Annotated in this window: 22 protein-coding genes; 9 read left to right on the top strand and 13 right to left on the bottom strand. The window is 67.8% G+C overall.

Going from position 1 to position 26,799, the window contains the following annotated elements; genetic code table 11:
• The first annotated feature begins 24 nt into the window (after window positions 1-24).
• Both OKA11_RS06495 and OKA11_RS06490 read left to right on the top strand, forming a co-directional pair.
• Window positions 25-711: a winged helix-turn-helix domain-containing protein gene (locus OKA11_RS06495; protein ID WP_207080001.1), complete on the top strand. Its 687-nt coding sequence runs from the start codon at window positions 25-27 to the stop codon at window positions 709-711.
• Window positions 708-2,108 (top strand): sensor histidine kinase, encoded by a 1,401-nt coding sequence (locus OKA11_RS06490; RefSeq protein WP_267219406.1) that lies wholly within the window; start codon window positions 708-710, stop codon window positions 2,106-2,108. The genes OKA11_RS06495 and OKA11_RS06490 overlap by 4 nt, the downstream gene beginning before the upstream one ends.
• 702 nt (window positions 2,109-2,810) lie before the next feature.
• Here OKA11_RS06490 and OKA11_RS06485 read toward each other — a convergent pair.
• Window positions 2,811-3,281, bottom strand: coding sequence for a YaiI/YqxD family protein (locus tag OKA11_RS06485; protein ID WP_267219405.1), 471 nt, complete (start codon window positions 3,279-3,281; stop codon window positions 2,811-2,813).
• A 92-nt stretch (window positions 3,282-3,373) separates the two neighbouring features.
• Between OKA11_RS06485 and OKA11_RS06480 the strand changes: the two genes are divergently transcribed.
• On the top strand, window positions 3,374-4,063 hold the full coding sequence (locus OKA11_RS06480; protein WP_267219404.1) for a glutathione S-transferase family protein: 690 nt from the start codon (window positions 3,374-3,376) through the stop codon (window positions 4,061-4,063).
• Between the two features lie 6 nt (window positions 4,064-4,069).
• Here OKA11_RS06480 and recQ read toward each other — a convergent pair whose 3' ends face one another.
• Entirely contained in the window at window positions 4,070-5,857 is a 1,788-nt protein-coding gene (gene recQ / locus OKA11_RS06475; protein WP_267219403.1) for a DNA helicase RecQ, read from the bottom strand.
• 148 nt (window positions 5,858-6,005) lie between these two features.
• Here recQ and OKA11_RS06470 point away from each other — a divergent pair, with 148 nt between their 5' ends.
• Entirely contained in the window at window positions 6,006-6,851 is an 846-nt protein-coding gene (locus OKA11_RS06470; protein WP_267219402.1) for an SDR family NAD(P)-dependent oxidoreductase, read from the top strand.
• 85 nt (window positions 6,852-6,936) lie between these two features.
• On the opposite strand, the gene OKA11_RS06465 is transcribed toward OKA11_RS06470, so the two are convergent.
• Window positions 6,937-8,130 (bottom strand): cation:proton antiporter, encoded by a 1,194-nt coding sequence (locus tag OKA11_RS06465; RefSeq protein ID WP_267219400.1) that lies wholly within the window; start codon window positions 8,128-8,130, stop codon window positions 6,937-6,939.
• A gap of 344 nt (window positions 8,131-8,474) precedes the next feature.
• Between OKA11_RS06465 and OKA11_RS06460 the strand changes: the two genes are divergently transcribed.
• Entirely contained in the window at window positions 8,475-8,750 is a 276-nt protein-coding gene (locus OKA11_RS06460) for a hypothetical protein (protein WP_267219399.1), read from the top strand.
• Between the two features lie 186 nt (window positions 8,751-8,936).
• On the opposite strand, the gene metH is transcribed toward OKA11_RS06460, so the two are convergent.
• Genes metH through OKA11_RS06435 form a run of 5 tightly spaced genes read right to left on the bottom strand, consistent with a single transcriptional unit; the run spans window position 8,937 to window position 15,138 of the window.
• Entirely contained in the window at window positions 8,937-11,588 is a 2,652-nt protein-coding gene (metH, locus tag OKA11_RS06455) for a methionine synthase (RefSeq protein ID WP_267219398.1), read from the bottom strand.
• Between the two features lie 20 nt (window positions 11,589-11,608).
• Window positions 11,609-12,142, bottom strand: coding sequence for a GNAT family N-acetyltransferase (locus tag OKA11_RS06450; protein ID WP_267219397.1), 534 nt, complete (start codon window positions 12,140-12,142; stop codon window positions 11,609-11,611).
• Between the two features lie 7 nt (window positions 12,143-12,149).
• Window positions 12,150-13,214 (bottom strand): homocysteine S-methyltransferase family protein, encoded by a 1,065-nt coding sequence (locus tag OKA11_RS06445; RefSeq protein WP_267219396.1) that lies wholly within the window; start codon window positions 13,212-13,214, stop codon window positions 12,150-12,152.
• Window positions 13,214-14,131, bottom strand: coding sequence for a methylenetetrahydrofolate reductase [NAD(P)H] (gene metF / locus OKA11_RS06440; RefSeq protein ID WP_267219395.1), 918 nt, complete (start codon window positions 14,129-14,131; stop codon window positions 13,214-13,216). Before metF ends, OKA11_RS06445 begins: the two co-directional genes overlap by 1 nt.
• Entirely contained in the window at window positions 14,128-15,138 is a 1,011-nt protein-coding gene (locus OKA11_RS06435; RefSeq protein WP_267219394.1) for an ArsR/SmtB family transcription factor, read from the bottom strand. The genes metF and OKA11_RS06435 overlap by 4 nt, the downstream gene beginning before the upstream one ends.
• Before the next feature lie 180 nt (window positions 15,139-15,318).
• Between OKA11_RS06435 and OKA11_RS06430 the strand changes: the two genes are divergently transcribed.
• The 3 genes from OKA11_RS06430 (at window position 15,319) to OKA11_RS06420 (ending at window position 17,758) form a co-directional block, all read left to right on the top strand.
• Window positions 15,319-15,495 carry a hypothetical protein gene (locus tag OKA11_RS06430; RefSeq protein ID WP_165912237.1) on the top strand — a complete coding sequence of 59 codons (177 nt, stop codon included), beginning with the start codon at window positions 15,319-15,321 and terminating at the stop codon, window positions 15,493-15,495.
• A gap of 201 nt (window positions 15,496-15,696) precedes the next feature.
• Window positions 15,697-17,352, top strand: a complete 1,656-nt coding sequence (locus OKA11_RS06425) for an NAD+ synthase (RefSeq protein WP_267219393.1) — start codon at window positions 15,697-15,699, stop codon at window positions 17,350-17,352.
• 16 nt (window positions 17,353-17,368) lie between these two features.
• Complete coding sequence (locus tag OKA11_RS06420; RefSeq protein WP_267219392.1) at window positions 17,369-17,758, top strand: winged helix-turn-helix domain-containing protein; 390 nt, start codon at window positions 17,369-17,371, stop codon at window positions 17,756-17,758.
• Here the strand turns inward: OKA11_RS06420 and OKA11_RS06415 are convergent.
• Window positions 17,755-18,360: a homogentisate 1,2-dioxygenase gene (locus OKA11_RS06415; protein ID WP_267219391.1), complete on the bottom strand. Its 606-nt coding sequence runs from the start codon at window positions 18,358-18,360 to the stop codon at window positions 17,755-17,757. The two genes, OKA11_RS06420 and OKA11_RS06415, sit on opposite strands and share 4 nt — an antisense overlap.
• Window positions 18,361-18,538: 178 nt before the next feature.
• Window positions 18,539-20,104 carry a S10 family peptidase gene (locus OKA11_RS06410; RefSeq protein WP_267219390.1) on the bottom strand — a complete coding sequence of 522 codons (1,566 nt, stop codon included), beginning with the start codon at window positions 20,102-20,104 and terminating at the stop codon, window positions 18,539-18,541.
• Between the two features lie 190 nt (window positions 20,105-20,294).
• On the opposite strand from OKA11_RS06410, the gene gltX reads away from it, so the two are divergent.
• A complete protein-coding gene (gene gltX, locus OKA11_RS06405; protein WP_267219389.1) occupies window positions 20,295-21,626 on the top strand; it encodes a glutamate--tRNA ligase in 1,332 nt (443 codons plus the stop codon).
• Between the two features lie 143 nt (window positions 21,627-21,769).
• Here gltX and OKA11_RS06400 read toward each other — a convergent pair whose 3' ends face one another.
• The 3 genes from OKA11_RS06400 to OKA11_RS06390 form a co-directional block, all read right to left on the bottom strand.
• A complete protein-coding gene (locus OKA11_RS06400) occupies window positions 21,770-22,552 on the bottom strand; it encodes a 3-hydroxybutyrate dehydrogenase (protein WP_267219388.1) in 783 nt (260 codons plus the stop codon).
• 53 nt (window positions 22,553-22,605) lie between these two features.
• On the bottom strand, window positions 22,606-23,760 hold the full coding sequence (locus OKA11_RS06395; RefSeq protein ID WP_267219387.1) for a patatin-like phospholipase family protein: 1,155 nt from the start codon (window positions 23,758-23,760) through the stop codon (window positions 22,606-22,608).
• Window positions 23,761-23,930: 170 nt separating this feature from the next.
• Window positions 23,931-26,681 carry a [protein-PII] uridylyltransferase gene (locus tag OKA11_RS06390; RefSeq protein WP_267219386.1) on the bottom strand — a complete coding sequence of 917 codons (2,751 nt, stop codon included), beginning with the start codon at window positions 26,679-26,681 and terminating at the stop codon, window positions 23,931-23,933.
• Between the last annotated feature and the right edge of the window lie 118 nt (window positions 26,682-26,799).

Here is a 26,799-nt window from a genome sequence, read left to right as displayed (position 1 = left end):
CTGGCGGAGGCGGGAAGGCAAGGCATGGGGCACAAGCTGCTGGTGGTCGAGGATGACGAGGCCACCGCGACCTACATCGTGAAAGGGTTCGCCGAGGAAGGTTTTGTGGTCGACAAGGCGGGCAACGGGCGCGACGCGCTGTTCCTCGCCAGCGACGGCACCTATGACGCCATCGTGCTGGACCGGATGATTCCGCAGATGGACGGCATGTCGGTGCTCGGCGCGCTGCGCGCGGGCGGCATCGAGACGCCGGTGATCGTGCTTTCGGCCATGGGCTCGACCGACGACCGCGTGACCGGGCTGACGTCGGGCGCCGACGACTATCTCACCAAGCCCTTCGCCTTTGCCGAACTGCTCGCCCGCGTGCGGCTCCTGGTGAAGCGCGGCGCCAGCCAGAGCGCCGTGGAGACGCGGCTGTCCTGCGGCGATCTCGAGATGGACCTGCTCGCCCGCAAGGTGAAGCGCGGCAGCCGCGCGATCGATCTGCAGCCGCGCGAGTTTCGCCTGCTCGAGTATTTCCTGCGCCATGTCGACGAAGTGGTGACCCGCACGATGCTGCTGGAGGCGGTGTGGGACTATCATTTCGACCCCGGCACCAACGTGATCGACGTCCACGTCAGCCGGTTGCGCCGCAAGCTCGACGAGGACGGCGCCGCGCCGCTGCTCCACACCGTGCGCGGGGCGGGCTACCGGCTGGGCCTTTCGGCTTGAGGGAAAAGCTCCGGCGGCGGGCGGCGCGGCTGCTGCGCTCGACCTCGTTCCGCCTGTTTGTCCCGGTCGTGCTGTTTCAGCTGGTCGCCACCGGCGGGGTGCTGGCCTTCGTGTGGATATCCAGCCAGCAGAGCGTGCGCGACGAGCAGCACGCGCTGGTCGAGGACTTGCGCGACGATCTGCTCGCCGCCTACGAGGATGGCGGCATGGCGGGGCTGCGCACCACCATCGACACCCGCCTGCGCGCCGAGGGCCGCCGCGCCCCGGTGATGCTGCTGGCCGGGCCGGACGGGCGGCGCGTGACCGGCAATCTCGATGCGCTGCCGCCGCGCGGCGATGTGCGGGGCGACTGGCAGCAGGGCGACTGGTTCTCGACCACGCTCTACCGCAGCGACTTTTCCCAGCCCGAGCTGATGACGCTGGTGGAGGCGCGCCTGCCCGACGGCTCCACCCTGCTGGCGGGGGTCGAGACCGGGCGCGACCTCAAGCTCCAGCGCAGTTTCGAGCAGGCGCTGCTGGCGGCGCTGCTGCTGGCGCTGCCGCTTTCCATGCTGGTGGCGTTCCTGACCTCGCGCCTCGTCGGCCGCCGCGTGCACGACATGGCGCAGACCGCGCACCGGGTCGGCGCCGGGGCCTTCGACGCGCGGGTGCCGCTCGACGGTTCGGGCGATGCCTTCGACGAGCTGGCGGGCGAGATCAACGGGATGCTGGCGCGGATCGAGACCCTGGTGGGCGAACTGCGGGTGGTGGCCGAAGGACTGGCGCACGACTTGCGCTCCCCGGTTACGCGGCTGCGCTCGGCGCTGGAACAGGCGGCGGTAGAGGCGCGCGATCCGGCCGCGGAAGCGGCGATGAACCGCGCCCTGGCCGAGGCCGACACGCTGACCCGGATCCTCACCACCGCGCTCCAGATCGGCCGGGCCGAGGCGGGGATCGGCCGCGAGCGCTTCGAACAGACCGCGCTTGGCCCCTTCCTCGAAGACCTTGCCGCGCTTTACGAGCCTTATGCCGAGGACGAGGGCTTCGCGCTCACCGCCGAGGCGCCGGAGGGGCTGGTCGTGCGGCTCCACCGCGAGCTGATGGGGCAGGCGCTGGGCAACCTTGTCGACAATGCGGTGAAGTATGCGCAGGGTGGCAATGCGATCGCGGTTTTCGCGGCAAGGCACAACGGCCAGGTCGTGCTCGGCGTGCGCGACAACGGGCCGGGCATTCCCGCAGAGCAGCGCGAAGCCGCGCTGCAACGCTTCGGCCGCCTCGACCCGACGCGTTCGGTGGCGGGAACCGGGCTCGGGCTGGCGCTGGCGGAAGCGGTGGCCAAGCTGCACGACGGCCGCGTCGAACTGACCGACGCGCCGGGCGGCGGGCTGGAAGTGCGGCTGGTGCTGGGGGCAGGGTAGGAGCGCGATTTCCAAGTCGAAACCAGCCGTTCCGGATACGCCCCATTGCGGCCGTTCGCCTCCCCCTCCCCCCTCAGCATTCCCGCGAAGGTGGGAATCCAGAAGAGGGAAGAGAGAAGCAAGGGGGCTTGTGGCCCCCTTGACCCCCGGAAATGTCGACGTGGCGCCTCGCAACCGCCTTGCGCAAGATTGGCGCCGGGAGACGCTTAAAAGCGCCTTTGGCGCAATTGGAGGCTGACGGCTATTCGCGCGCGACGCTGACATTCCGAGGGTCCGGGGGATCTCCTGAGTTTATCGAAGGGCCCCGGGAATCTTCCCTTTTCTTCAAAATCCGCGAATGTCCGCTCACCACCCGTTGCGGTCGTTACGATCTGACGGAATGTAGAGATTGGTAGGAGGATAGCAGCTTTGAGCATGACGGCGGGAATCGCGATTGGTGCGAGCGTTCTGGTCGTGCTGCTAGTTGCGGATTTTCTATTTCATCGCTTGATGATCCGGGCGCTGTTCAGGCTAGTCGATCTGTTGCCGCCTTACCGGCCGGGAGGGCGCTACCGCTCACAGTCAACGCCGGAAAGGTATGCTAGACTGCGTAAAACACGGAACGGCAGCTAACCACCCAAATCAGACCTCCCCACCCGCTCAGGCTGAGCCTGTCGAAGCCCCCGGCGGGCGCGGCGCGCGGTTGCCTGCTCTTCGACGCGCTCAGGCTGTGGGGGACACGCAGCCTTTCCGCAGCAGCTTTACCAGCACCTGATCGAGACTGGAGAGGAACCGCGAGCGATCCGCCTTGCTGAACGGCGGCGGTCCGCCGATCGCGTCGCCGCCGGCGCGCAGGTCCGCCAGAATCGCGCGGGTGGCGATGGCGCCGCCGATCGAGGAGGTGGTGAAGGGCTTGCCGTTGGGCGCGATGACGTCCGCCCCCAGCTTGAGGCAGCGGTCGGCCAGCAGGATGTCGGCGGTGATGACGACGGTGCCCGGCGCGGTGTTCCCGGCGATCCAGTCGTCGGCGGCATCGAAGGCGTCGCTCACCACCTTGCGCGTGATGAGCGGGCTCTGCGGCACCCGGATCGCCCTGTTGCTCACGACCACCACCGGCACTTTGGTGCGCTCGGCCACGCGGTAGGTTTCGTCCTTCACCGGGCAGGCGTCGGCATCGATCAATATGCGGATCATGCGGCCTCATAACCCAGTCTCGCGCAAATGACGAACGCGGTTGCCGAAATTGCGCTTCCCGAGCATCATGCCGGGGAACCGGAGTGCCGCCGATGACGCAGCCGAACGTGCCGCAGCCGCCGACGATCACCGCCTTTGCCCACTCGCCGGATCGCGGCCGAGGGCTCGCGCGCGACATGGCGGTGCGCTGGGCGCTGGAGGAAGTGGGCCGGCCCTACACCGTGCGGCTCGTCTCGTTCGAGGAGCTGAAGCAGCCGGCGCATCGCTCCCGCAATCCGTTCGGCCAGATCCCGACGTATGAAGAGGGCGATCTCGCGCTGTTCGAATCCGGGGCCATCGTGCTGCATCTGGCGCAGAGCGAGGTGGGGCGCCAGGTGGGGCGTCAGGGCGGCTTGCTGCCGCTGGACGCCGACGCGCGGATGCGGGCGGTGATGTGGATGTTTGCCGCGCTCAGCACGGTGGAGCCGGTCATCGTCCAGCGCTCCGAGGTCCTGCTGTTCGAGCAGGAGCGGCCCTGGTTCGCCGCCCGCCTCGCCTCGATCGAGGAGCGCATCGCCGCGCGGCTGGACGAGCTCGCGGTGCGCCTCGGCTCTTCGGAATGGCTCGACGGCGATTTCAGCGCGGGCGACCTGATGATGGTGCAGGTCCTGCGGCGGCTGGGCGCCTCGGACCTGCTGGCGGCCAACCGCCCGCTGCTCGGCTATGTCGCGCGGGGGGAGGCGCGGCCTGCGTTCCAGCGGGCCTTTGCAGCCCAGCGCGCGGTGTACGAGGGCGCAGGCTGACGGGCCTCAGTGCTGGCGGATCACTGCCAGGAATTCCTCGCCATAGGCTTCCAGCTTGCGGGTGCCGACGCCGCCGATCTCGCCCATTTCGGCAAGCGTTGCCGGGCGGGCATTGGCCATCTCGCGCAAGGTGGCATCGTGGAAGATGACGTAGGGCGGGACGCCTGCCTGCTGGGCCAGATCGCGGCGCAGCGCGCGCAGCGCCTCGAACAATGGATGGCCGACCGGGTTGGCGCTTGCATCGCTGCCGCCGCCGCGCCGCTTGCGCTCGCGCTTGGGCGGTACGACGATGGCGACGGCGGCCTCGCCCTTGAGGATCGCGCGGGCATCGCCGCCGAGCGACAACCCGCCGTGCTCGGTGGGCAAGAGGCTGCCGCGGGCCTGCAGCGCGCGGGCGAGCGATTTGAGCAGCGGCTTTTCGTCTTCGGTCAGGATGCCGAAGACCGATAGCTGGTCGTGCCCGCGTTGCAGCACGCGGTCGTCGGTGATGCCGCAAAGCACCTTTTCGAGATGGCCGAGCCCGTAGCTCTGCCCGGTGCGATAGACCGCCGAGAGCAGCTTGCGCGCCAGTTCGGTGACGTCGACCACGCCGGCCGGTTCGAGGCAATTGTCGCAATTGCCGCAGGTCTGCGCGGGCGTTTCGCCGAAGTGGCGCAACAGCACGGCGCGGCGGCACTCGGCGGTTTCGACCAGCGCGGCCAGCGAATCGAGGCGCTGGCGCTCGCTCTGCTGGCGGCTGGGGTCGACTTCGGACAGGCGCTGGCGGGCGCGGGCGAAATCGTCCGCGCCCCAGAACATCACCGCCACCGAAGGGTCGCCGTCGCGGCCCGCGCGGCCGGTTTCCTGGTAATAGGCCTCGATCGACTTGGGGATGCCGGCGTGGGCGACAAACCGCACGTCGGGCTTGTCGATGCCCATGCCGAAGGCGACGGTGGCCACCATCACCATGTCTTCGGAGGCGACGAAGGCGGCCTGGTTGCGGGCGCGCACGTCGGGATCGAGCCCGGCGTGATAGGGCAGCACCCGGCGTCCGGTGGCGGAGGCGAGGGTTTCGGCCAGCTGCTCCACGCGGGCGCGGGTGGGGGCATAGACGATGCCCGGGCCGGGGTTCTCGTCCATCACCGCCTTCAATTGCCGCATCGCATTTTCGCGCGGGCGGATGGCGTAGCGGATGTTCGGGCGGTCGAACCCGGCGACGATCAGGCCTTCGTCCGGGATGCCGAGCTGGGCAAGGATGTCGGACCGGGTGTGATGATCCGCCGTCGCCGTCAGCGCCAGGCGCGGGACAGTGGGGAAGGCATCGAGCAGCGGCTTGAGCAGCCGGTAGTCGGGCCGGAAATCGTGGCCCCATTCGGACACGCAGTGCGCCTCGTCGATGGCGAAGAGGGCGACGCGCGACTGTTCCAGCAGTTCGCGGAAGTAGGGCTGGCTGGCGCGTTCCGGGGCGATGTAGAGCAAGTCCAGCTCGCCCGCGCGGAAGCGGTCCATGGTCTGCCCGCGATCGGCGTCGGCGCTGGTCAGGGTGGCGGCGCGGATGCCGTTGGCGGTGGCCGAGCGCAACTGGTCGTGCATCAGCGCGATCAGCGGCGAGACGACCACGCAGGTCCCCTCCCGCATGACGGCGGGCAACTGGTAGGTGAGGGACTTGCCGGCGCCGGTGGGCATCACCGCCAGGGTGGAGCGCCCCTCCAGCACGCGGGTGACGACTTGCTCCTGCACGCCGCGAAAGGCGGAGAACCCGAAGGTCGCATGGAGCGCGGCAAGGGCATCAGGCAGAAGATCGGCGTCGGGCACGGCCGGGCTTATGGCAGAGGGAAGGGGGCGCTGAAAACCGCTTGGCCGATGATTTCCTCCGATTCCGCCTCATCCGCTTGCGATTTTGCCCAGCCGCTCGCCAGGATCGCGCGGCCGCACGGCAAGCCGGATGAAGGGAGAGGCAGACATGACGCAGCGCGTGGCAGTGGTGACGGGGGCCAGTTCGGGGATCGGGCTGGAAACGGCGCGGGCCCTGGCGGCGCAGGGGTTTCGCGTCGTCGGGATCGGCCGCGATGCGGCGCGCTGCGCGGCGGCGCAGGCGGAACTGGGCACCGGCGTGGAGATGCTGCGCGGCGACCTGTCGCTGCTGGCCGAGGCGGACCGGCTGGCCGACGCGGTCGCGGATATGGCCGGCCGTGTCGACGTGCTGGTCAACAATGCGGGCGGCATGGCGCGCGAGCAGGTGATGACCGTGGAAGGCTTCGAGGCGAACTACGCGGCCAATTTCCTCGGCCCCTTCGTACTGACGGCGCGGCTCCTGCCGCTGATGCGAGCGGCGGCGGCCGATGCGCCGCCGGGCAGCGTGCGGATCGTCAACACGGCTTCGGACGGCAGCGAGATGATCCCCGGGATCGATCTCGGCGATCTCCAGAACCTTCGCAACTGGAGTCCGGGGGCGGCCTATTGCAGTGGCAAGCTGGCCAACGTGCTCCATGCCCGGGCGCTGGCCGCGCGGCTTGCAGGGGACGGTATCGTCGCCCATTCGGTGCATCCCGGCACGGTAGGCAGCAATTTCTTCGCCCATACGCCCGGCAGCGTGCAGGCCGCTTACGCCGATGCGCCCAAGCTTTCGCCCGCGCAGGGGGCGGACACGGTGATCTGGCTGGCTTCGGCACAAGAGCCGGGACGGTCGAGCGGCGGCTACTGGTACGAGCGGGCGCCGCGCCAGCCCCATCCGCTGGTTGGCGATGCCGACTTCGTCGAGGCGTTCTGGCAGGCGGCGGAGGCGCTGGCCGGAAGGGCGGGCGCCTGAGGCCGAAACAGACCGGGCGCCTGAAGCCGAAAAAGGCCGGGGCGGTGATCCCGGCCTTTTGCGGTGCTGTCGTTGCGATGCCGCCTTATCGATCTTCGCCGATGCCGAGCCGCGCCAGACGCGGCTTGACCATCGGCACGGTGAGCATCGTGCTCATCACCGCCATCAGCAGCAGCGCGGTGAAGGTCTCCGCGGTGACGATCTGCTTGTCGAGCAGGACGTTGACGAAGATGATCATGATCAGCGCCTTGGTCTGGAGCATCCAGCCGATCACGGAGGCCTCGCCCTGCTTCCAGCCGAGCAGCCTGCCGGCGAGGTGAACGCCCGCCAGCTTGCCCGAGACGGAGGCGAGGAGGAACAGCAAGGCCGCGCCGAATACCATCGCACCGCCGATTCCCCAGTTGGTGCGCAGGCCCGTGCTGAGGAAAAACACCGGCATGACCGTCAGCAGCAGGAATTCGCGGAACGTGTCGAGCTTTTCGCGGGTGAACCACCCGGCGTCGAGCACCACGCCCGCCAGGAACGCGCCGACCATGAAGTGCAGGCCCGACCAGTCGGCCGCGAAACCGGTCATTGCGAGCCAGATCAGCGAGAGATACCAGCGGTCCTGCTCGTTGATGCGCTTGAACAGGGCGCGCACGATCATCGAGGCGACCGCGAAGCCGGCAAGGAACAGGCCCTGCCGTCCCACGCGCTCCCAGTCGACCAGGATCAGCGCCAGCACACCCCAGATGGCGATGTCGTCAAGGCTGGCGTAGCGCAGCAGGCGCTGGCCGAGCGGGGCGCGGAAGATGCCGAGCTTTTCCATCAGCAGCACAAGGATCGGCAGGGCGGTGACGGCGCAGGCCATGCCGATGCCCAGCACGGCCTGCGGATAGGTGCCCTTTGGTCCGATCCAGCCGGGGGTCTTCAGCAGCAAGGCAGCCGCGAGCGAGCCGGACAGCAGCGGCGTCAGCAGCGCGCAGGCGGCGGTCAGGCTGGTTTCGCCGCGATGCTTCCAGGCGTCCGACAGGTCCAGTTCCACCCCGGCAACAAACACGAACATCATCACCGCCCACCAGGCCACGCCGTTGAGCGCGGTCATGACTTGCGGGGTGAACACGAAGCCGTGGAAGTCCGGCGCGAAGTGGCCGAGCACGCCCGGTCCCAGCAGGATGCCGCCGATGATTTGCACGACCACCAGCGGGGCCCAGTGCTCGGTGCGCAGCAGGCGCCAGACCAGGTATGGCACGGCAAGGATCACACTCAGCGCGATCAGGTAGATTTCAGTCAGGCCCATTGTTTCAACTTCCCCCGCCGCCCGCCTTCCCGTGCCCTGGGGGCGGCTCGTTCTTTGGGCCAATGCATGGCTGCACAATTGCCGAATCGCAACAGCCTCGATGGGGCCGGGGGCACTTCGCCGGGGAAGAAATGTGGCTGATTTTCCGGGGCGCAGGCGATTTTGGAGAGGGCAGGGCGGCAGGGCAGGCGGTCATGGCTAATCCACCTTGCCGAAAACCTGCGTGCTTGTCCGGAGCCGGCCATTAGCCGCCGGGCCGATGTGCGGCTGGTAGAGGGCTCTCAACGGCGGATGCAATCGATTTACGGCGTTTTGCCGGCCGCTCTACCTAAGGGAGAATTCTGATGGGTCGTCTTCTGCGTGAGGCCATGACTTCGCACAACGAATGCCGCGTCGCGATGCTCAGCGAGATCGAGTTCGCCGAGACCGCGCGGGTGCTCAAGACGCTTGCCCGCGAGGCCGGGCATGACGAGCGCGCGGTGATCGACCAGCTTGCCCGGCACGGCCTCGACGCCGCGCTCGGGGTGATGTCCAGTATCGACCGGACCGCCACCAGCGAGGCCTACCAGCGCCACCGCGCCCGCTGGCGCGCCGGCATGAACCGCCCGGGGGTGCACTGAGCGTTTTCCAATCAGGTGGAATCACCTGATGGCTCGGAAACTGCTCCAAATTCTTTGTTTTCCGCGTTTTTCCGAGTCACGGCGTGTTCCACTCCGTTCGAAAAACGCTCTGAGCGTTTCCGTTCGCGAGTACGCCGTGCCCGTCACGAGAGACGGGCACGGCGACCGTATCGGCGCGGGGTCCCGTCAGTCGAGGTTCGGGCGCAGCCAGCGTTCGGCGGTGGCCAGATCGACCCCGCGCCGTCCGGCGTAGTCTTCCAGCTGGTCGCGGCCGATGCGGGCGACGCCGAAGTAGGAACTTTCCGGGTGGGCGAAATAGAAGCCCGAAACCGCCGCCGTCGGCAGCATCGCCTGGCTTTCGGTCAGCACGATCCCGGCGTTGTCCGAGGCCTTGAGCAGATCGAACAGGATGGGCTTCAGCGAGTGGTCGGGGCAGGCGGGGTATCCCGGCGCCGGGCGGATGCCGCGATACTCTTCGCGGATCAGCGCTTCGTTGGTGAATTGCTCGTCCGGTGCATAACCCCAGAGCCTGGTGCGCACATGGCTGTGCAGGCGTTCGGCAAAGGCTTCGGCGAAGCGGTCCGCCAGCGCCTTCAGCAGGATGTCCGAATAGTCGTCATGCGCCGCCTGGAAGCGGGCGAGATGCGGTTCGATGCCGTGGATGCCGACCGCGAAGCCGCCCAGCCAGTCGTTTTCGGTGTCGATGAAGTCGGCGAGGCAGTAATTTGCGCGCCCTTGTCCATTTGGCCCTCGTGACTTCTTCACCTGCTGGCGCAGCATCGGGATGCGGGTGCCATTGGCCAGCAGCACGTCGTCGCCCTCGCGGCTGGCGGGCCAGAAGGCGCAGACGCCCCGGGCGGTCAGCCACTTCTCGTCGATGATCTTCGCGAGCATCGCCTGGGCATCGGCGTAGAGGCTGCGGGCGCTTTCGCCCACCACGTCGTCGTTGAGGATCGCCGGATAGTTGCCCGCCAGTTCCCAGGCGCGGAAGAAGGGCGTCCAGTCGAACGTGGCGGCAAGGTCCGCCAGATCCCATTCCTCGAAGACGTGGAGACCCGGCTCTACCGGCGCGGCGGGCTTGAGCGCAAAGTCCGGCTTGAACGCATTGGCGCGGGCATCGGCGATGGGCAGCAGCTCGCTCTGGCCCTTGCCTTCGCGGGCAATGCGCACCTTCTCGTATTCCTCGGCGGTGGCCTCAACGAAGGGCACGGACTGGGTGTCCGACAGCAGCTGCGAGGCGACGCCGACCGCGCGGCTGGCGTCGAGCACGTGGACCACGGGGCCCTCGTAGGCGGGGTCGATGCGCAGCGCGGTGTGGACCTTGGAGGTGGTGGCGCCGCCGATCAGCAGCGGAATGGTCAGGCCGGCGCGCTGCATTTCCTCGGCCACGGTCACCATCTCGTCGAGCGAGGGGGTGATGAGGCCCGAGAGGCCGATGATGTCGGCATCATGTTCGGCGGCGGCTTCGAGGATCTTGCTCCAGGGCACCATGACGCCCAGGTCGATCACTTCGTAGCCGTTGCACTGGAGCACGACGCCGACGATGTTCTTGCCGATGTCGTGCACGTCGCCCTTGACGGTGGCCATGATGATGCGGCCCTTGGACTTGGTGCCGGCGTCCTTTTCCGCCTCGATGAAGGGGATCAGGTGGGCGACCGCCTTTTTCATCACGCGCGCGGACTTGACCACTTGCGGCAGGAACATCTTGCCCGAGCCGAACAGGTCCCCCACGACGTTCATGCCGCCCATCAGCGGGCCCTCGATCACCTCGATCGGGCGGCCGCCGCGCGCGGCGATCGCGGCGCGGGCTTCCTCGGTATCCTCGACGACATGGGCGTCGATGCCGCGCACCAGCGCATGTTCGATGCGCTTGACCACGTCCCAGCCGCGCCATTCCTCGGCGGCCTTCTCGGCAACGGCGTCCTTGCCCTTGAAGCTTTCGGCCAGCTCGATCAGGCGCTCGGTGGCGGTCTTGCCGTCCTCACCCACGCCCGGACGGCGCATCATGATGACGTCCTCGCAGGCTTCGCGCAGCGCCGGGTCGATCTGGTCGTAGACGTCGAGCTGCCCCGCATTGACGATCGCCATGTCGAGCCCGGCGGGGATCGCATGGTAGAGGAACACCGAGTGCATCGCCCGGCGCACCGGCTCGTTGCCGCGGAACGAGAACGAGAGGTTGGACAGGCCGCCCGAGAAGTGGACGTGCGGGCAGCGCGCCTTGATCTCGGCCACCGCCTCGATGAAGTCGAGCCCGTAGCGGTCATGCTCCTCGATGCCGGTGGCGACGGCAAAGACGTTGGGGTCGAAGATGATGTCCTCGGGCGGGAAGCCGATGCCGGTCAGCAGCGTGTAGGCGCGGCAGCAGATCTCGATCTTGCGCTCCTTCGTGTCGGCCTGGCCCTTTTCGTCGAAGGCCATGACGACGACGGCGGCGCCGTAGTCCATGCACTTGCGGGCATGTTCGAGGAACGGTTCCTCGCCTTCCTTCATCGAGATCGAATTGACGATCGGCTTGCCGGAGACGCACTTGAGGCCGGCCTCGATGACCTCCCACTTCGACGAATCGACCATCACCGGCACGCGGGCGATGTCCGGTTCCGAGGCGATCAGCTTGAGGTAGGTGGTCATGGCCGCGACCGCGTCGAGCAGGCCTTCGTCCATGTTGACGTCGATCACCTGCGCGCCGTTGTCCACCTGCTGGCGGGCCACCTCGATCGCGGCGGGATAGTCGCCCGCCATGATCAGCTTCTTGAACCTGGCCGAGCCGGTGACGTTGGTGCGCTCGCCGATGTTGACGAAACGGGCGCCCGAGGGCGTGCCAGAGGATGCTTGGGTCATGGGGTTGGGTTCTCTGGTGATTAGGCCTGTGCGGGCGCGAGCGAGCGCGCCAGCACGAGGTCGTCATAAGTCTGGCCGCCGACGTCGAACTGGCGGGTGCCGATCTGTTCGAAGCCGTGCTTGGCGTAGAAGGCGAGCGCGCGCAGGTTGTCGTCCTTGACCCCCAGCAGCAGGCGGCGGCAGCCTTCCGAGGCCTCCACCACCGTGCGCATCAGCGTGCCCGCCATCAGCGAGCCCTGGAAGCGGGTGAGGATGTAGATGCGCTTGAGTTCGATATCGCCCTCCTGCGCCTCGGCCAGTTCGGGGGCGCAGATCATCGCGTAGCCCACCGGCGCGTCGCCCGGCTTCACTTCCGCCAGCCAGGCCTTCGCGCCCCTGGCGAAGTAGCCGCGGTAGGTCTCGGCAGAATGCGCGGTGCGGCAATGCTCGATGATGCCGCGCCCGTCGACCGAACCGGCGAAGGCTTCGAGGAACGTCGCCGCGCCGATCAGCGCCAGCGCTTCGGCATCGTCGGGACCGGCTTGGCGGATGCGCCAGAGGGGGATGTCGTTCATGCGCGCCTCAGTCTGCCGCGACCGCGAAAGGTTCAAGTCCGGCCAGCCGGGTCTCGGGCTTGAGGTCCGGGATGTGGCGCGGGGCCATGCCGGTCACCTTCTGCGCGATGGCGGCGATATGCGCCGGGGTGGAGCCGCAGCAGCCGCCCAGCACGTTAACCTGGCCTGCCACCGCCCATTCGCCGACGAAGCCCGCGGTCGTCTCGGGCATCTCGTCGTAGGCGCCCAGTTCGTTGGGCAGGCCGGCGTTGGGATAGATCATGATCAGCGTATCGGCGATTTCCGACAGCGTCTTGACGTGCGGGCGCAGCTGGGTGGCGCCGAACGAGCAGTTGAGCCCGATCGTCACGGGCTTCGCATGGCGCACCGCGTACCAGAACGCCTCGACCGTGTGGCCCGAGAGGTTGCGGCCCGAAAGGTCGGTCAGCGTCATCGACAGCATGATCGGCACTTCCCGGCCGAGGTCCGCCTCGAGCTGGCGCACCGCCATGATCCCGGCCTTGGCGTTCAAGGTGTCGAACACCGTCTCGATCAGGATGAAGTCGGCGCCGCCTTCGACGAGGGCGGCGGCCTGTTCCTTGTAGACGTCGACCAGCGTGTCCCAGTCGATCTCGCGGTAGCCCGGATCGTTGACGTCGGGGCTGAGCGAGAGCGTCTTGTTGGTCGGTCCGATGGCGCCGGCGACGAAGCGGGGGCGGCTAATACCATTTTGGGCGTCCTTGGCTTCGTACTCATCCGCCAGGCGGCGGGCGAGTTTTGCCGATTCGACGTTGATCTCGCGCACCAGATGCTCGGCGCCGTAATCGGCCTGGCTGATGCGGTTGGCCGAGAAAGTGTTGGTTTCGGCGATGTCGGCCCCGGCCTCGAAATAGGCGCGGTGGATCGATTCCGGCACCTCGGGCTTGGTCAGCGCGAGGATGTCGTTGTTGCCCTTCTGGTCGTGGCTGAGGCCCAGATCGCCGGCATAGTCGGCTTCCGAGAGCTTCCAGTTCTGGATCTCGGTGCCGAAGGCGCCGTCGGTGATGAGGACGCGCTTGGCCGCCTCTTCGAGAAACTTTGTACGCGCGCTCATCATGCGCTCTCCCGCAATTCTTGCAACTTCGGCCTCAACCCCAGCAGCTGGCAGATCGCATAGGCCTGCTCCGCACGGTTGAGGGTGTAGAAATGAAAGTCGCGCACGCCGCCTTCGTAGAGGTTTCGGCACAAGTCGGCTGCGGCAACCGCGGCGACCAGTGCGCGCGGACCGGGGCGCTCGTCAAGGCCTTCGAACATGGCTTCGAGCCAGACCGGAATCTCGGTGTTGCCCGACATGCGGCGGATCGCCGCGAAGCTGGTCACCGGCATGATGCCGGGCAGGATCGGCGCGGTGATGCCCGCGGCTTGCGTCTTGTCGAGGAAGCGGAAGTAGGCTTCGGCCGAGAAGAAGAACTGCGTGATCGCGCGGTTGGCACCGGCATCGATCTTGCGCTTGAGGTTGTCGAGATCGCTCTGGGCACTCGCCGCCTCGGGGTGCACTTCGGGATAGGCGGCGACCGAGATGTCGAAATCGTGGCGGGCCTTGAGCCCGGCCACCAGGTCGGCGGCGCTGGCATAGCCTTCCGGGTGGGGCGTGAATACGCCGCCCTGGCTCGGCGGCGGATCGCCGCGCAGGGCGACGATGTGGCGCACGCCCGCTTCCCAGTACTGGTCGGCGATCTCGTCGATCTCGCCCTTGCTGGCGCCCACGCACGTGAGGTGCGCGGCGGGCACGAGGTCCGTCTCGGCCGCGAGGCGGGCGACGGTCGCATGGGTACGCTCGCGCGTGGAGCCACCGGCGCCGTAGGTCACCGAGACGAACGAGGGAGCCAGCGGGGCAAGCTGGGTGATCGCGTCCCACAGCTGCTCCTCCATCTTCTCCGTCTTGGGCGGGAAGAATTCGAAGGAGACGGAAATGTCGCCCGGCAGGCACCCGAGGGCGGGGGCAAGAGCCGGTCGTTGAGCGGACGTCATGGGATCGCGGTCTTTCTGTCGTTGGATTCGGTGTCGTTTGCAGGCGCCGGGGGCGCGGCTTCGAGGCGCCGCGCGGTCCAGATCTTCACGGTGAGCGGGTCGCCCGGCAGGGTGACCGGAGCGTCGGGCGCGAAGCCGGCCTCGGCCAGCAGCGAGGTCATCTGCGGGTCGGCAAAGCCGAGGCGGGCGTGGGCATGGCGCTCACGCAAATCCTCGCGCTCGTGCGCGGCCAGGTCGACCACCGCGATTCGCCCGCCCGGCCGGGTGACGCGCGCGGCTTCGGCAAGAACCGTGGCGGGTTCCTGCGCATAGTGCAGAACCTGGTGGAAAAGTACGGTGTCGAACGCGCCTGCGGCAAAGGGCAGGGCGGTGAAGTCGCCCTGCACCAGCGAGAGGCGTTCCGGTGGCAAAGACTGCAAGCGCGCGCGCGCTATGCGCAACATCTCGGGGCTCTTGTCGAGCGCGGTGACGTGGCTGGACTTGCCTGCCAGCAATTCGGCGATGCGGCCGGTGCCGGTGCCGACATCGAGCAGGCCGCCGAGGTTCCGGCGTCCCAGCGCGGCGAGCAGCGCCGCCTCGACCGGACCGTCCGCACCGTGCAGCTGGCGCAGCGTGTCCCATTCCTCGGCATGGCGGGCGAAATAGGCCTGGGCATTGGCTTCGCGCGCGTCGCGAATGGCGGCGAGCTGGCGGCGATCCTCGGCGCAGCGGGCGGCAAAGGCCGGATCGTCACGCTCGGCAATGTCGAGCAGGCGGGCGGCGGCGGCGCCCATCGGCGGCTCCGCATTGTCCTTCACCGCGCTGCGCAGGAACACCCAGCTGCCTTCCTTGCGGCGGGTGGCGAGACCTGCCTCGCACAGGATGCGGATGTGGCGCGAGACACGCGGCTGGCTCTGCCCGAGCACTTGCGCAAGCTCCCCCACGGCCAGTTCCATATGCGCGAGCAGGCGCATCATGCGCAGCCGCGTCGGTTCGGACAGAGCCCTCAGCAGGGGGTCGATTTGCATGCGAATTTGCATGGCAAGTCATATAAAGATATCTTTATATGTGTGCAAGCCTCAGGGTTTCTGCCGGTTTTGCCCCCCTTACTTCCCATTTGCGTTGCACAAACGTCTCGTCTAAAGAATGGCCCCGCAGGCTTGCCTGCAAGCGTTGGCCTGTGCGCCAAACAATGCAAGGGGATTCGCATGAAGAAGATTGCTTTTGCCGCGTTCGCGTCGGCTGCCGCTCTGTCGCTCGCTGCTTGCGGTGGCACCAAGCCCGCCGCTGACGCCACTTCGGAATCGGTTGAAACCGTTCCTGAAGAAACCATGGCCGCTACCACCGACGGTGCGACCGACGCTGCTACCGCGGCTGCCGAGTAATCCGGCCGGGGGCCCGGCGATCGCCTCGGCGAAGCGCCGGCCCCCAGTTGCTTTCCGGCCTGGATCGGCAACGATCTGGGAAACATCCGGAAAGTCCGTCGCAAGACGGAAAAAGCCCTCCCGTCCGGGAGGGTTTTTTATTGCCCGCCGCAGACGCATCGGCAGTTGCGCACGGGGCCTGCGCGGGGCATCAATCGGACCATGCCCGATACGCTCAGGATCACGCTGGCGCAGCTCAACCAGTCGGTCGGCGACCTCGACGGCAATGCCGAAGGAGTGCTCGCGGCACGCAAGCAGGCACGGGATTGCGACCTCGTCGTCTTTCCCGAGCTTCACCTGATCGGCTATCCGCCCGAAGACCTGATCCTCAAGCCGGCGCTGATCGAGCGTGCTGCAGCGCGGCTACAGTCGCTTGCGGAGGCGAGCGCGGCGCCCGGCCCGGCGATGCTGGTGGGCTCGGCCTTCGTGCTCGATGGTGCGCTGCACAACGGGGTTGCCCTGCTCGACCAGGGCAAGGTCCAGGCGGTGCGGTTGAAGCATGAACTGCCCAACTACGGCACGTTCGACGAGATGCGCCTGTTCCAGCCCGGCCCCTTGCCCGAACCGGTGGTGCTGCGCGGAACGATGATCGGGGTGCCGATCTGCGAGGACATCTGGCGCAGCGAGGTCTGCCGCCATCTTGCCGACTTCGGTGCCGAGATGTTCATCTGCATCAACGGCAGCCCATACGAGATCAACAAGGACGCCCTCAGGATCGAGGGGGTGGCCAAGCGCCGCGCGGTCGATACCGGATTGCCGCTGGCCTATCTCAACCGCGTCGGCGGGCAGGATGAACTGGTGTTCGACGGCGCCAGCTTCGTGGTCAACGGCGATGGCAACCTGGCCGTCCAGCTGGCGGACTGGGAGGAGCAGGTCGCCGAGACCCGCTGGACCCGCACTGCGCAGGGCTGGCGCTGCGATCGCGGGGTGCAGGCGGCGCTCGCCGGCCACCCGGAGGACATCTACTGCGCGATGGTGCTGGCGCTGCGCGACTACGTGCGGCGCAACGGGTTTCCCGGCGTCGTGCTGGGCCTGTCGGGCGGTATCGATTCGGCGACCTGCGCGGCCATCGCCGTCGATGCGCTGGGGGCGGAGCGGGTCTGGGGGGTGATGATGCCCTCGCGCTTCACCAGCCGCCAGAGCCTCGACGATGCCGCTGCCTGCGCCGATGCGCTGGGCATCCGCTATTCGGTGCTGCCGATCGGCGAGGCGGTCGCCGGGTTCGATTCGATGCTGGGCGAGAGTTTCGAGGGCACCAATCGCGACATCGCCGAGGAAAATCTCCAGTCGCGGATTCGCGGCACGGCGTTGATGGCGCTGTCGAACAAGTTCGGCCCGATGGTGATGGCCACCGGCAACAAGAGCGAGATGAGCGTGGGCTACGCGACGATCTATGGCGACATGGCGGGCGGCTACAATCCGCTCAAGGACGCCTACAAGTCCACCGTCTTCGCGCTTGCCCGCTGGCGCAACCGGCAGGTCCCGCGCATCGGCCTCGGCCCGGCGGGCGCCGTCATTCCCGATTCGACGCTGAGCCGCGCGCCGAGCGCCGAACTGCGCCCCGACCAGCGCGATTCGGACAGTCTGCCCGACTATGCCGTGCTCGACCCGATCCTCGTCGGGCTGGTCGAACACGACAAGAGCGTCGACCAGCTGGTCCGCGAAGGCTTCGTGCGCGAGACGGTCCAGGCGGTCGAGCGCTTGCTGCACCGCGCCGAATACAAGCGCCGCCAGGCCTCGCCGGGGGTCAAGCTCACTGCCCGCAATTTCGGGCGGGACCGGCGCTATCCGATTACCCATGCCTTCCGCAGCGGCTGAAACGACAGGGATGCCAATGTCCGCCACCCCCACTCTCAAGCTGCGCGCGCGGATCTATTGCGGCGAGGAAATCGCCATGGGGCCGGGCAAGGCCGATCTGCTGGCCGCCATTGCGGAGGAAGGCTCGATCTCGGCGGCGGGGCGCGCGTTGGGCATGAGTTATCGGCGGGCCTGGCTGCTGGTCGATGCAATGAACCGCTGCTGGCGCTCGCCGTTGGTGGAAACCGTGGCGGGCGGCAGCAAGGATCGCGGCGCACGGCTTTCCGCGACCGGGCAGGCGGTGCTGGCACAGTACCGCGCACTGCAGGCGCGAATCGCCGAGGTGGAGGCCTCGGACGAATACGCGCTGCTGCGCTCCGGGGTGCGGGCGGCGCCGCTCCCCGGGGCGCCGGATCCGGCCGGTTAGGGCAGAGGGGTCACCAGCAGCGGCAGCGTGGCGTCGGGGCTGGCGGCGATCTGCAGCAGGTAGTCTCCCGGTTCGAGCGCGAAGTCGACCATCTTGCGGATGCCTGAGCAATCCGGCCCATGGCCGTGGGCGATCGAGGGCAGGCTCGCGGCGCTGGCTGCGGGCGCGGGGATCACGTCGATCCACGCCGCCGCGCCGAGGGCGACGCGGTAGTGGCCTGCGGTCGCGACGGAGAAGCGGTAGAGGCCGCCGAAGCTGGCCGATGCACCCGGCTTCTTCGGCGCCAGTGCATAGCGGACCTGCGGCGAGGGGATGAGGGCGGCGTCGATGGCCACGCCCGGCGCGAGCAGCGCCGCTGCGGCCGGATCCTGCGCAGCGGCGAGCGGCACGCGGCGGTTCCATGCCGCGAGTTCTCCGGGCAGCGGCGCCGGTACGGCCGGGCAGGCGATCGGTGAGGGCACGATGGCGGGCACCTCGCCTGCCGCCGCGCCGTGGTCCGCCGGGGCGTGATCCTGCGCCGCCGCGGCGTGATCCTGCGCTGCCGCGCTGCCGGGCAGCGCCAGCGCGAGCAGCGCGGCGAGCATCGCTCCTGCGTCGCTCACGCGCGGCACCGTTACCATCAAGGGCTGGTTCTGCTGCACTGTCTGCCTCGTGGAATGACTGTATTTCAGCGAATATAGCGTGCCTTCGCAGCGCCGGAAGCGCAAAAAAAGGGGGCGGCCTTGCAGCCGCCCCCCGATGTTTCGCCGCAGAGCGTGTCCGCCCCGGGGCGTAGCGCCGTCAGCGCGCGCCCTGCGCGTAGTAGCGCTGCATGTCGAGGCGCATCTGGTGCAGCGCCTCGGGGTTGAGGTAGACCATGTGACCGGCCGGGTAGTAGCGAAACTCCAGGTTCTTCTGCAGCTCGGCCGGCAGCATCATGTGCTTGAGGTCGCGCTCGGTCGAAAAGAACGGCGTCGCCATGTCGTAGTAGCCGTTGAGCGAGAGCACGCGCAGATGCGGGTTGGTGCGCATCGCGCTCGACAGGTCGACCGTCACGTCGGCGACGTTCTGGTGGCTGCCATAGCCGCGGCCCGGCCCGTCATGCGACCAGTCCCAGTCGAAGGCGCCGCCCTCGCGCGCGCTGAGGCGGTAGTCGAGGTCGGTCTTGTAGCCGAGCTTGCCGCCCAGAAGGTCGAGGAAGCTGCCGATGTAGAGGCCGCTGATCGCGGTGTCGGAGGCGTCGAATTCCGGTCCCTCGCCCGCCGCGTCGGCATCGACGCCGAGATAGCGACCGTCGAAGCGGCCCACCGTCTCGCGCTGGCCGCGCAGCAGTTCCTTGCGGAAGCGCTGGAGGTCGAGGCGCAGGTTCGCCTGCTTGATGTAGTCCGCCGAGATGCCGGTGAAGCGGCTGAGCTGCTGCGCCACCGAATCGCGTTCGGCCGGCGTGATGTCCTGCCCCTTGGCGAGCGCGCTGGCATAGGCGCCGTTGGCGAATTCGCGGGCCTGGGCGACGAATTCCTCGACCGTGGCGGGACGATCGGCGACGCGGTTGTGATACCAGGCGACGGCGGCATAAGTCGGCAGGTAGCCGACGTAGATGTTGTCGTAGCCGGACTGGCGCACGCCGTAGTTCATGATCGAGGAGAGCAGGATCACGCCGTTCAGCGCCATGCCGCGATCCTCGAGCTGGTAGGCCAGCGCGCCCGAGCGGGTGGTGCCGTAGCTTTCGCCGAAGATGTACTTGGGATCGCCCCAGCGGCCGTTCTTCGACACGTAGCGGAAGATCGCCTTGGCAAAGGCATCGACGTCCTGGTCGACGCCGTAGAAATCGGCGGGCTTGGCATCGCCGAGCGGGCGCGAGTAACCGGCGCCGACCGCGTCGATGAACACCATGTCGGTGCTGCCGATCAGGCTGTCGGGATTGGGGCCGACATCGTAGGGCGCGGGCGCGACGGCGACCGGGTCGGCGGTGCGCACGCGCTCGGGGCCGAAGCTGCCCATGCGCAGCCACAGGCTCGCCGAGCCGGGGCCGCCATTGTAGAAGAAGGTCAGCGGGCGGTGCTTACCGGGCGCGGTATAGGCGGTGTAGAACAGGCTGGCGGTGGGCTTGCCCTGCGCATCGCGGATGGTCAGCGTGCCGGCGGTGGCGGTGTAGGCGATCGCCTTGCCGTCGACCGTGACCGAGCCCTTGGAGGTCTTGGCCTGTTCCTCGACCGGGGCGCTGGCCCAGCCATTGGCAACCGCTTCGGCGGCCTTGGCGGCGTGCTGCTTTTCGGCGTCGGGGGCCTCGCTCTTCTGGGCGAAGGCGGGCTGGACGAGCGCCAGCGAGAGAAGGGAGGCGAAAGCCAGCTTTGCGGGGAGCCGCATGGACAATCCTTTGATTTTTTGGGAGCCGATGGCCTGAGCCGCCAACGACCGGGAGGGTGCGAACCGGGACGCATTGGTAATGCATCGCCGCCGGGCTGCAAGGCATATGTTATACATTTCTGACGGCCATGGGCCTTGTCGGGTGCCGGGAAATTGACCTTGCCCACGCTGCGCCGTAATCGCGCTGGCCATGACCGTTACGCGCTTCGCTCCCTCGCCCACCGGGCACCTTCATGTCGGCAATATCCGCACGGCGCTGCACAACTGGCTGCTCGCCCGCAAGGGGGGCGGCACATTCCTGCTGCGCATCGACGATACCGACGCGGCGCGCTCGAAAGAGGAATATGTCGACGGCATCCGCGCCGATCTGGCCTGGCTCGGCATCGCGTGGGCGGGCGAGGAGCGCCAGTCGGCCCGTTTCGCCCTCTACGAACGCGAGTTCGAGCGCCTGAAGGCTGCGGGCCGCGTCTATCCCTGCTGGGAGACGCCGCAGGAACTGGAACTGAAGCGCAAGGTCCTGCTCGGGCGCGGGCTGCCGCCGATCTACGATCGCGGCGCGCTGGCGCTGAGCGAGGACGAAAAGGCCGCGAGAATCGCCGCCGGCGACCTGCCGCACTGGCGTTTCCTGCTCGACCATGCCGAGCCGATCGTCTGGGAGGACGGTATCCGTGGGCCCCAGAAGTTCGATCCCGCGCAGATCAGCGACCCGGTGATCCGCCGCGCCGACGGCTCGTGGCTCTACATGTTGCCCTCGGCCATCGATGACGTGGACATGGGCGTGACGCAGATCCTGCGCGGCGAGGACCATGTGTCGAACACCGCCGCGCAGGTACAGATGTTCACCGCGCTCGGCGCGCCGGTGCCCGCCTTCGCGCATGAGGCGCTGCTGGTCGGTAGCGAGGGCAAGCTCTCCAAGCGGCTCGGTTCGCTGGGCGTCGCCCATTTCCGCGAGCAGGGCATCGAGCCGCAGGCGGTGGTGGCGCTGCTCGGGCGCCTCGGCACCAGCGATCCGATCGATCCTGCGCTGGGCGCCGAGGAACTGGCGGCGGCCTTCGATCTTGCCCGCTTCGGCCGCGCGCCTGCCCGTTTCGACGAGGCGGAGCTGGAGCGGGTCAATGCCGCTGTCGTCCACGCCCTGCCGTTCGAGGCGGTGGCGGCGCGTCTGCCCGGCGGCATGGATGCGGCGGGCTGGGAAGCGGTGCGTCCGAACCTTGCCCATGTGCACGAGGCGGCGGACTGGTGGAGCGTCGTGACCGGGCCGGTCGCGGTGCCTGAACTCGGCGAGGAAGACCGCGCCTATCTTGTGCAGGCGGCCGAGGTGCTGGCCGGGCTCGAATGGGATCAGGGCATCTGGAAGGCGCTGACCGGCGCGCTCAAGGACATGACCGGGCGCAAGGGCAAGGCGCTGTTCCTGCCGCTGCGTCTGGCGCTGACGGCGATGGAGCATGGGCCGGACATGGGCGCGCTGCTGCCGTTGATCGGGCGGGATGCGGCTTTGGAGCGCTTGCGTTCGGCGGGGTGAAGAAAAGGGGGGAAGTCCTGGCGCCCTTCGACAAGCTCAGGAGATCCCCCGGACCCTTCAAAATGCTCCGTTGCGCCCTGCTGCTCGTAGCGCGCGCCCTGCGGTGCAGGGGGCTATATTCCCCTGCTCCAATCCCTTCTCTCTTACTCCATGAACCAGCCGTGCGAGGCGATCAGCGACTGCCCCGTCAGCGCATTTGTCTCGAAGCCAGCGAAGAACAGCGCCACTTCGGCAATGTCTTCCACGGTGGTGAATTCGCCGTCCACGGTCTGGCCGAGCATCACCCGGCTCACCACTTCCGCTTCGGAAATGCCCAGTTCCTTGGCCTGTTCGGGGATCTGCTTGTCCACCAGCGGGGTGCGCACGAAGCCCGGGCAGATCACGTTGGTGCGCACGCCCTTCTTGCCGCCTTCCTTGGCGATCACGCGGCTGAGGCCGAGCAGGCCGTGCTTGGCAGTGACATAGGCGGACTTCAGCGGGCTGGCTTCCTTCGAGTGGACCGAGCCCATGAAGATGATCGATCCCGACTGCTGCGCATACATGTGCGGCAGCACCGCCTTGGAGGTGAGGAAGGCACCGTCGAGGTGGATCGCCAGCATCTTCTTCCAGTCGGAAAAGGCGAACTGCTCCACCGGGTTGACGATCTGGATGCCGGCGTTGGAGACGAGGACGTCCACCGTGCCCCAGGCCTCGACCACCTTGGCGACGCCCGCGTTCACCTGATCCTCGCTGGTCACGTCCATGGCGACGGCCAAGGCCTCGGTGCCGTACCTGGCCTTGATGTCGTCGGCGGCTTTTTGCGCGGCGTCCAGATTGAGGTCGGCGATGGCGACCTTGCCGCCTGCCGATGCGTACTTGTGGGCAATGGCATTGCCGATGCCGCTGGCGGCGCCGGTGACGATGCAGGACTTGTCCTTCAGCTTCATTGACCTCTTCTCCTTGATATTGCGCGCTCGGGTCGCACCCTCGGCATTCTTGTTCAGTGTCCGTTGACCGGACGGTCGGCCGCGAGGTCGAACGTCATGATCTCGTCGGGCTTGAGGTGGCGCCCGGTCCAGTCCGGCTTGTCCAGCGACCAGAGCGCGTCGGCCTTGCCCGCCTCCCAGTGCTCGGTAAACGTCATTCGTGAAAATTCGTAGTCTTTCGACATGGTCTCGTAGCCGCGCGGGCGGTTGATCAGGTGCATGACCGCGACCGCGCCGGCCGGGCGGCAGCCGAGCAGGTGGGCAAGGTCGGGATCGTCCCGCAGCTCTTCGGGCAGCTTGCGGGCGAGGCGCTGGGCGGCGGCGCGCATCTTCTGGAGCTGCTTGGACAAGTCGGTGTTCATGCGGGTGCGGCTGGAAAAGCGGATGTCCTTCTCGCGCTGGGCGATGTCGGCCATCGTCTTGGGCACTGCCCCGCGCGAGGGGAACAGGTCGACCTGGAACACCGTCATCTCGCAAGGGGAGCGGTTGTCGAGCACGTATTGCAGCGGAGTATTGGAGACGAGGCCGCCGTCCCAGTACCACTCGCCGTCGATCTCCACCGGCGGGAAACCGGGGGGCAGGGCGCCGCTGGCCATCACGTGCTCGGGGCCGATCCGGCGTTCGCTGCGGTTGTCGAAATAGATGAAGTTGCCGGTCATCATGTTGACGGCGCCGACCGCGAAGCGGGTTTCGCCGTGATTGATGCGGTCGAAATCGACAAGCTCGAGCAGGGTCTGGCGCAGCGGGGCGGTGTCGTAGAAGCTGAGGCGGCCGATTTCGTTCGGCCATTCCGGCAGCGGTGTGGGCACGCGCGGGGTGAAGAAGCCGGGAACCCCGAACGTCGCGGCCCAGGCCGAGGAGGCCTCGTTGAAGGCGCGGCGCGCGAAGCCGTTGCCGCAGTCGAGCTTGTAGAGCAGTTCCTGGCTGACCCCCTGCCAGAACGCGCGCAGCCGGGCGACGCGCTCGGCCGGGGCATTGCCGGCGATGATCGCGGCGTTGATGGCGCCGATGGAGATGCCCGCCACCCAGTCCGGCGCGTGGCCGGCCTCGCTCAGGGCTTCGTAGACCCCGGCCTGATAGGCCCCCAGCGCCCCGCCTCCCTGCAACACGAGAACCGACTGGTGGTCACCCAGATGGTCGAAGGCGGAGGCGGTCTTGCTGGCATTCATGGGCAGGGTCCTGCGCATGGGGATGTTGCGATGCAATAAGCTGGGCAACAAGTGGGCCCGGGCGCGGTTCCTTTCAAGCAGGAAGAATCTGTTGCCTGGTCGAAAATGCCCATCCGGGCATTTCCTTGCAGGCCGGTGCCGCCAAAATCCGCTGTCAGCGGATTTTCGAATTACGCAGCCACTTCGGTCAGGCTGCCTTCGCTCGCCGCTTCCAGCAGGCGCCGCTCCAGCGCCTTGATGCGGCTGGTGGAGGTCAGCTTCTCGCCCAGCAGGTCGGTCACGTAGAAGGTATCCGCCGCGCGCTCGCCATAAGTGTCGATATGCGCCGAATGGACCATCAGCTTGCTCTCGAACAGGGCGTGGGCCAGCCGGTTGAGCAGCGCGGGGCGGTCGCGGGCGTTGACTTCCACCACGGTGAGCCGGTTCGAGGCCTTGTTGTCCACCAGCACGCGCGGGCGCACGTCGAAGGCATCGGCGCGCGGCCGGGCATCGGGCTTGGCGACCAGCTGGGGCAGGATCTTGATGCGGTTGGCCAGCGCATTCTCGATCGAGGCGCTGAGGCGGGCGAGCTGGGTATCCTCGCTGAACGGGCGGCCGAGCGGGTCCTGGATCAGGAAGTTGTCGACCGCGCGGCCGGTGCGCGTCGTGTGGATGCGGGCGTCGATGATGTTGCCGCCGGCCAGGTGGATGCCCCCGGCGATGCGGTAGAACAGGCCGGGATGGTCCGAGGCGATTACCGTCACCAGCGTCGCGCCGCGCGCCGGGTAGTATTCGCTGAGGATCGACAGCGGCTCGTTGCGCGAGGCGCTGAACTGGGCGAGGTTGCGGGCGATCACGTCGTCCGGCTCGGCGATCCAGTAGGCATCGGCGAACTGCGGGCCGAGCTCGTCGATCAGGGCCTGGTTGGCGGGGTCGCGGGCGATCACCATCGCCTTCTTCGCCGCGACGCGCTTCTCGCGCCCGAACTCCACGTGGCCGAGGCGCAGACGTTCTTCGGCGGCGCCGTAGAGCTCGGTGATGAGCTGGCGCTTCCATGAGTTCCAGGTGCCCGGCCCCACCGCGCGGATGTCGACGATGGTGAGGATCGTCAGCTGGCGCAACCGGTCCACCGACTGCACCACGGCAACGAAGTCGCTGATCGTCTTGGCGTCCGACAAGTCGCGCTTGAACGCGGTGGCGGAGACCAGCAGGTGGCGCAGCACCAGCCAGGAGACGAGTTCCGTCTCCTCCTCGTCCAGCCCGAAGCGCGGGCACAGCTTGAGCGCGATCTCGGCGCCGAGTTCGGAATGGTCGCCGCCGCGGCCCTTGGCGATGTCGTGCAGCAGGACCGCGGCATAGAGCGCGCGGCGCGAGCGGACCTTGTGGATGATCTCGTGGCTGAGCGGATGGTCCTGCTTGAGCTCGCCCTTCTCGATGCGCGAGAGCAGCCCGATGGCGCGGATCGTGTGTTCGTCCACCGTGTAGTGGTGGTACATGTCGAACTGCATCTGCGCGTTGACGCGGCCGAATTCGGTGACGAAGCGGCCGAACACGCCTGCCTCGTTGAAGGAACGCAGCGCTGTTTCGGGATTGTTGCGGCTGGTGAGCAGCTCCATGAACAGCGCGTTGGCGCGCGGGTCGCGGCGGACCTCGTCCTTGATCAGGGCGGCATCGCGCGAGACGAGGCGCATGGTCTCGGGGTGGATTTCCAGCCCCTCGCGGTCAGCCAGCACGAAGATCTCGATCAGGCGCACCGGATCGGCCTCGAACCAGTTGTCGGCCGGGGCCATGATGCGGCCGCCGAATACCTTGTAGCCCTTGACCATGCGCGGCCGGGCCCGGAACCCCGCCAGCAGGCCGCGCGGCTGCTTCTTCGCGATCTGCTCGTCGAGCTGGGCCAGGAACACGCCGGTCAGGGTGCCGACCATCTTCGCCTGCAGGAAGAACATCTGCATGAAGCGCTCGACCGCGCTCTTGCCGGGGCGATCGGCGTAGTTCATCCGCATCGCCACTTCGCGCTGGAGGTCGAAGGTCAGCCGGTCCTCGGCGCGGCGGGTGATCGTGTGGAGGTGGCAGCGCACCGCCCAGAAGAAGTTCTCGGCGCGGCGGAACGCGCGGTATTCCTTGTGCGTGAGCAGGCCGACATCGACCAGCTCGGAGGGATCGCGCACCTTGTGGATGTACTTGCCGATCCAGTAGAGCGTGTGGAGGTCGCGCAGGCCGCCCTTGCCTTCCTTGACGTTGGGCTCGACCACGTAGCGGCTGTCGCCCATGCGCTTGTGGCGTTCCTCGCGCTCGGCCAGTTTCTCGACCACGAACTGCCGCTCGGTGCCGGCAACGACATCGCGCCAGAAGCGCGCGCGCACTTCCTCGTAGAGATGCTGGTCGCCCCAGACGTAGCGGCCTTCGAGCATGGCGGTGCGGATCGTCAGGTCCGAGCGGCTCATGCGCACCATGTCGTCCACCGAGCGGCTGGAGTGGCCGATCTTGAGCCCCAGATCCCACAGGAAATAGAGCATCGCCTCGATGATCTGCTCGCACCAGGCGGTCTGCTTGATCGGGGTGACGAACGCGAGATCGACGTCCGAATGCGGCGCCATCTCGCCGCGCCCGTAGCCGCCCACGGCGATGATCGTCAGGCGCTCGCCGGTGGATCGGTTCATCGCCGGATAGACATGGGTGGAGACGTGATCGTGGATGATGCGCAGCAGCTGGTCGACCAGATAGGCCTGCGCCTCGGCCACTTCGTGCCCGGCCGAGGGCTTGGCGACGAGGCGGCGGGCGATCTCGGCGCGCCCGTCCTCCAGCGCGGTGCGCAGCAGGTCGACGATCTGCTTGCGGCCCTTGGCGGCGCTGTCGCTGGCAACAACGGCTTCGATGGCCTCGACCAGCGCGCGGCGGTCGATCACGGAACGGGGCGAAGGGATGCGGATCACGCTCATGTCAGGCGGTATCTAGTCGTTCCAAAGGGGCAGGGAAAGGCAGCGCAGCGCGGTGCAAGCGTCGATTTTGCCGGCAAGTTCCTAAAACGAGCCTACCAACCGCTCCAAGGCTATGCCA

The sequence above is a fragment of the Novosphingobium clariflavum genome, from assembly GCF_026420865.1.
GTDB lineage: Bacteria > Pseudomonadota > Alphaproteobacteria > Sphingomonadales > Sphingomonadaceae > Novosphingobium > Novosphingobium clariflavum.
This window is presented reverse-complemented; position numbering and strand designations above follow the sequence as displayed.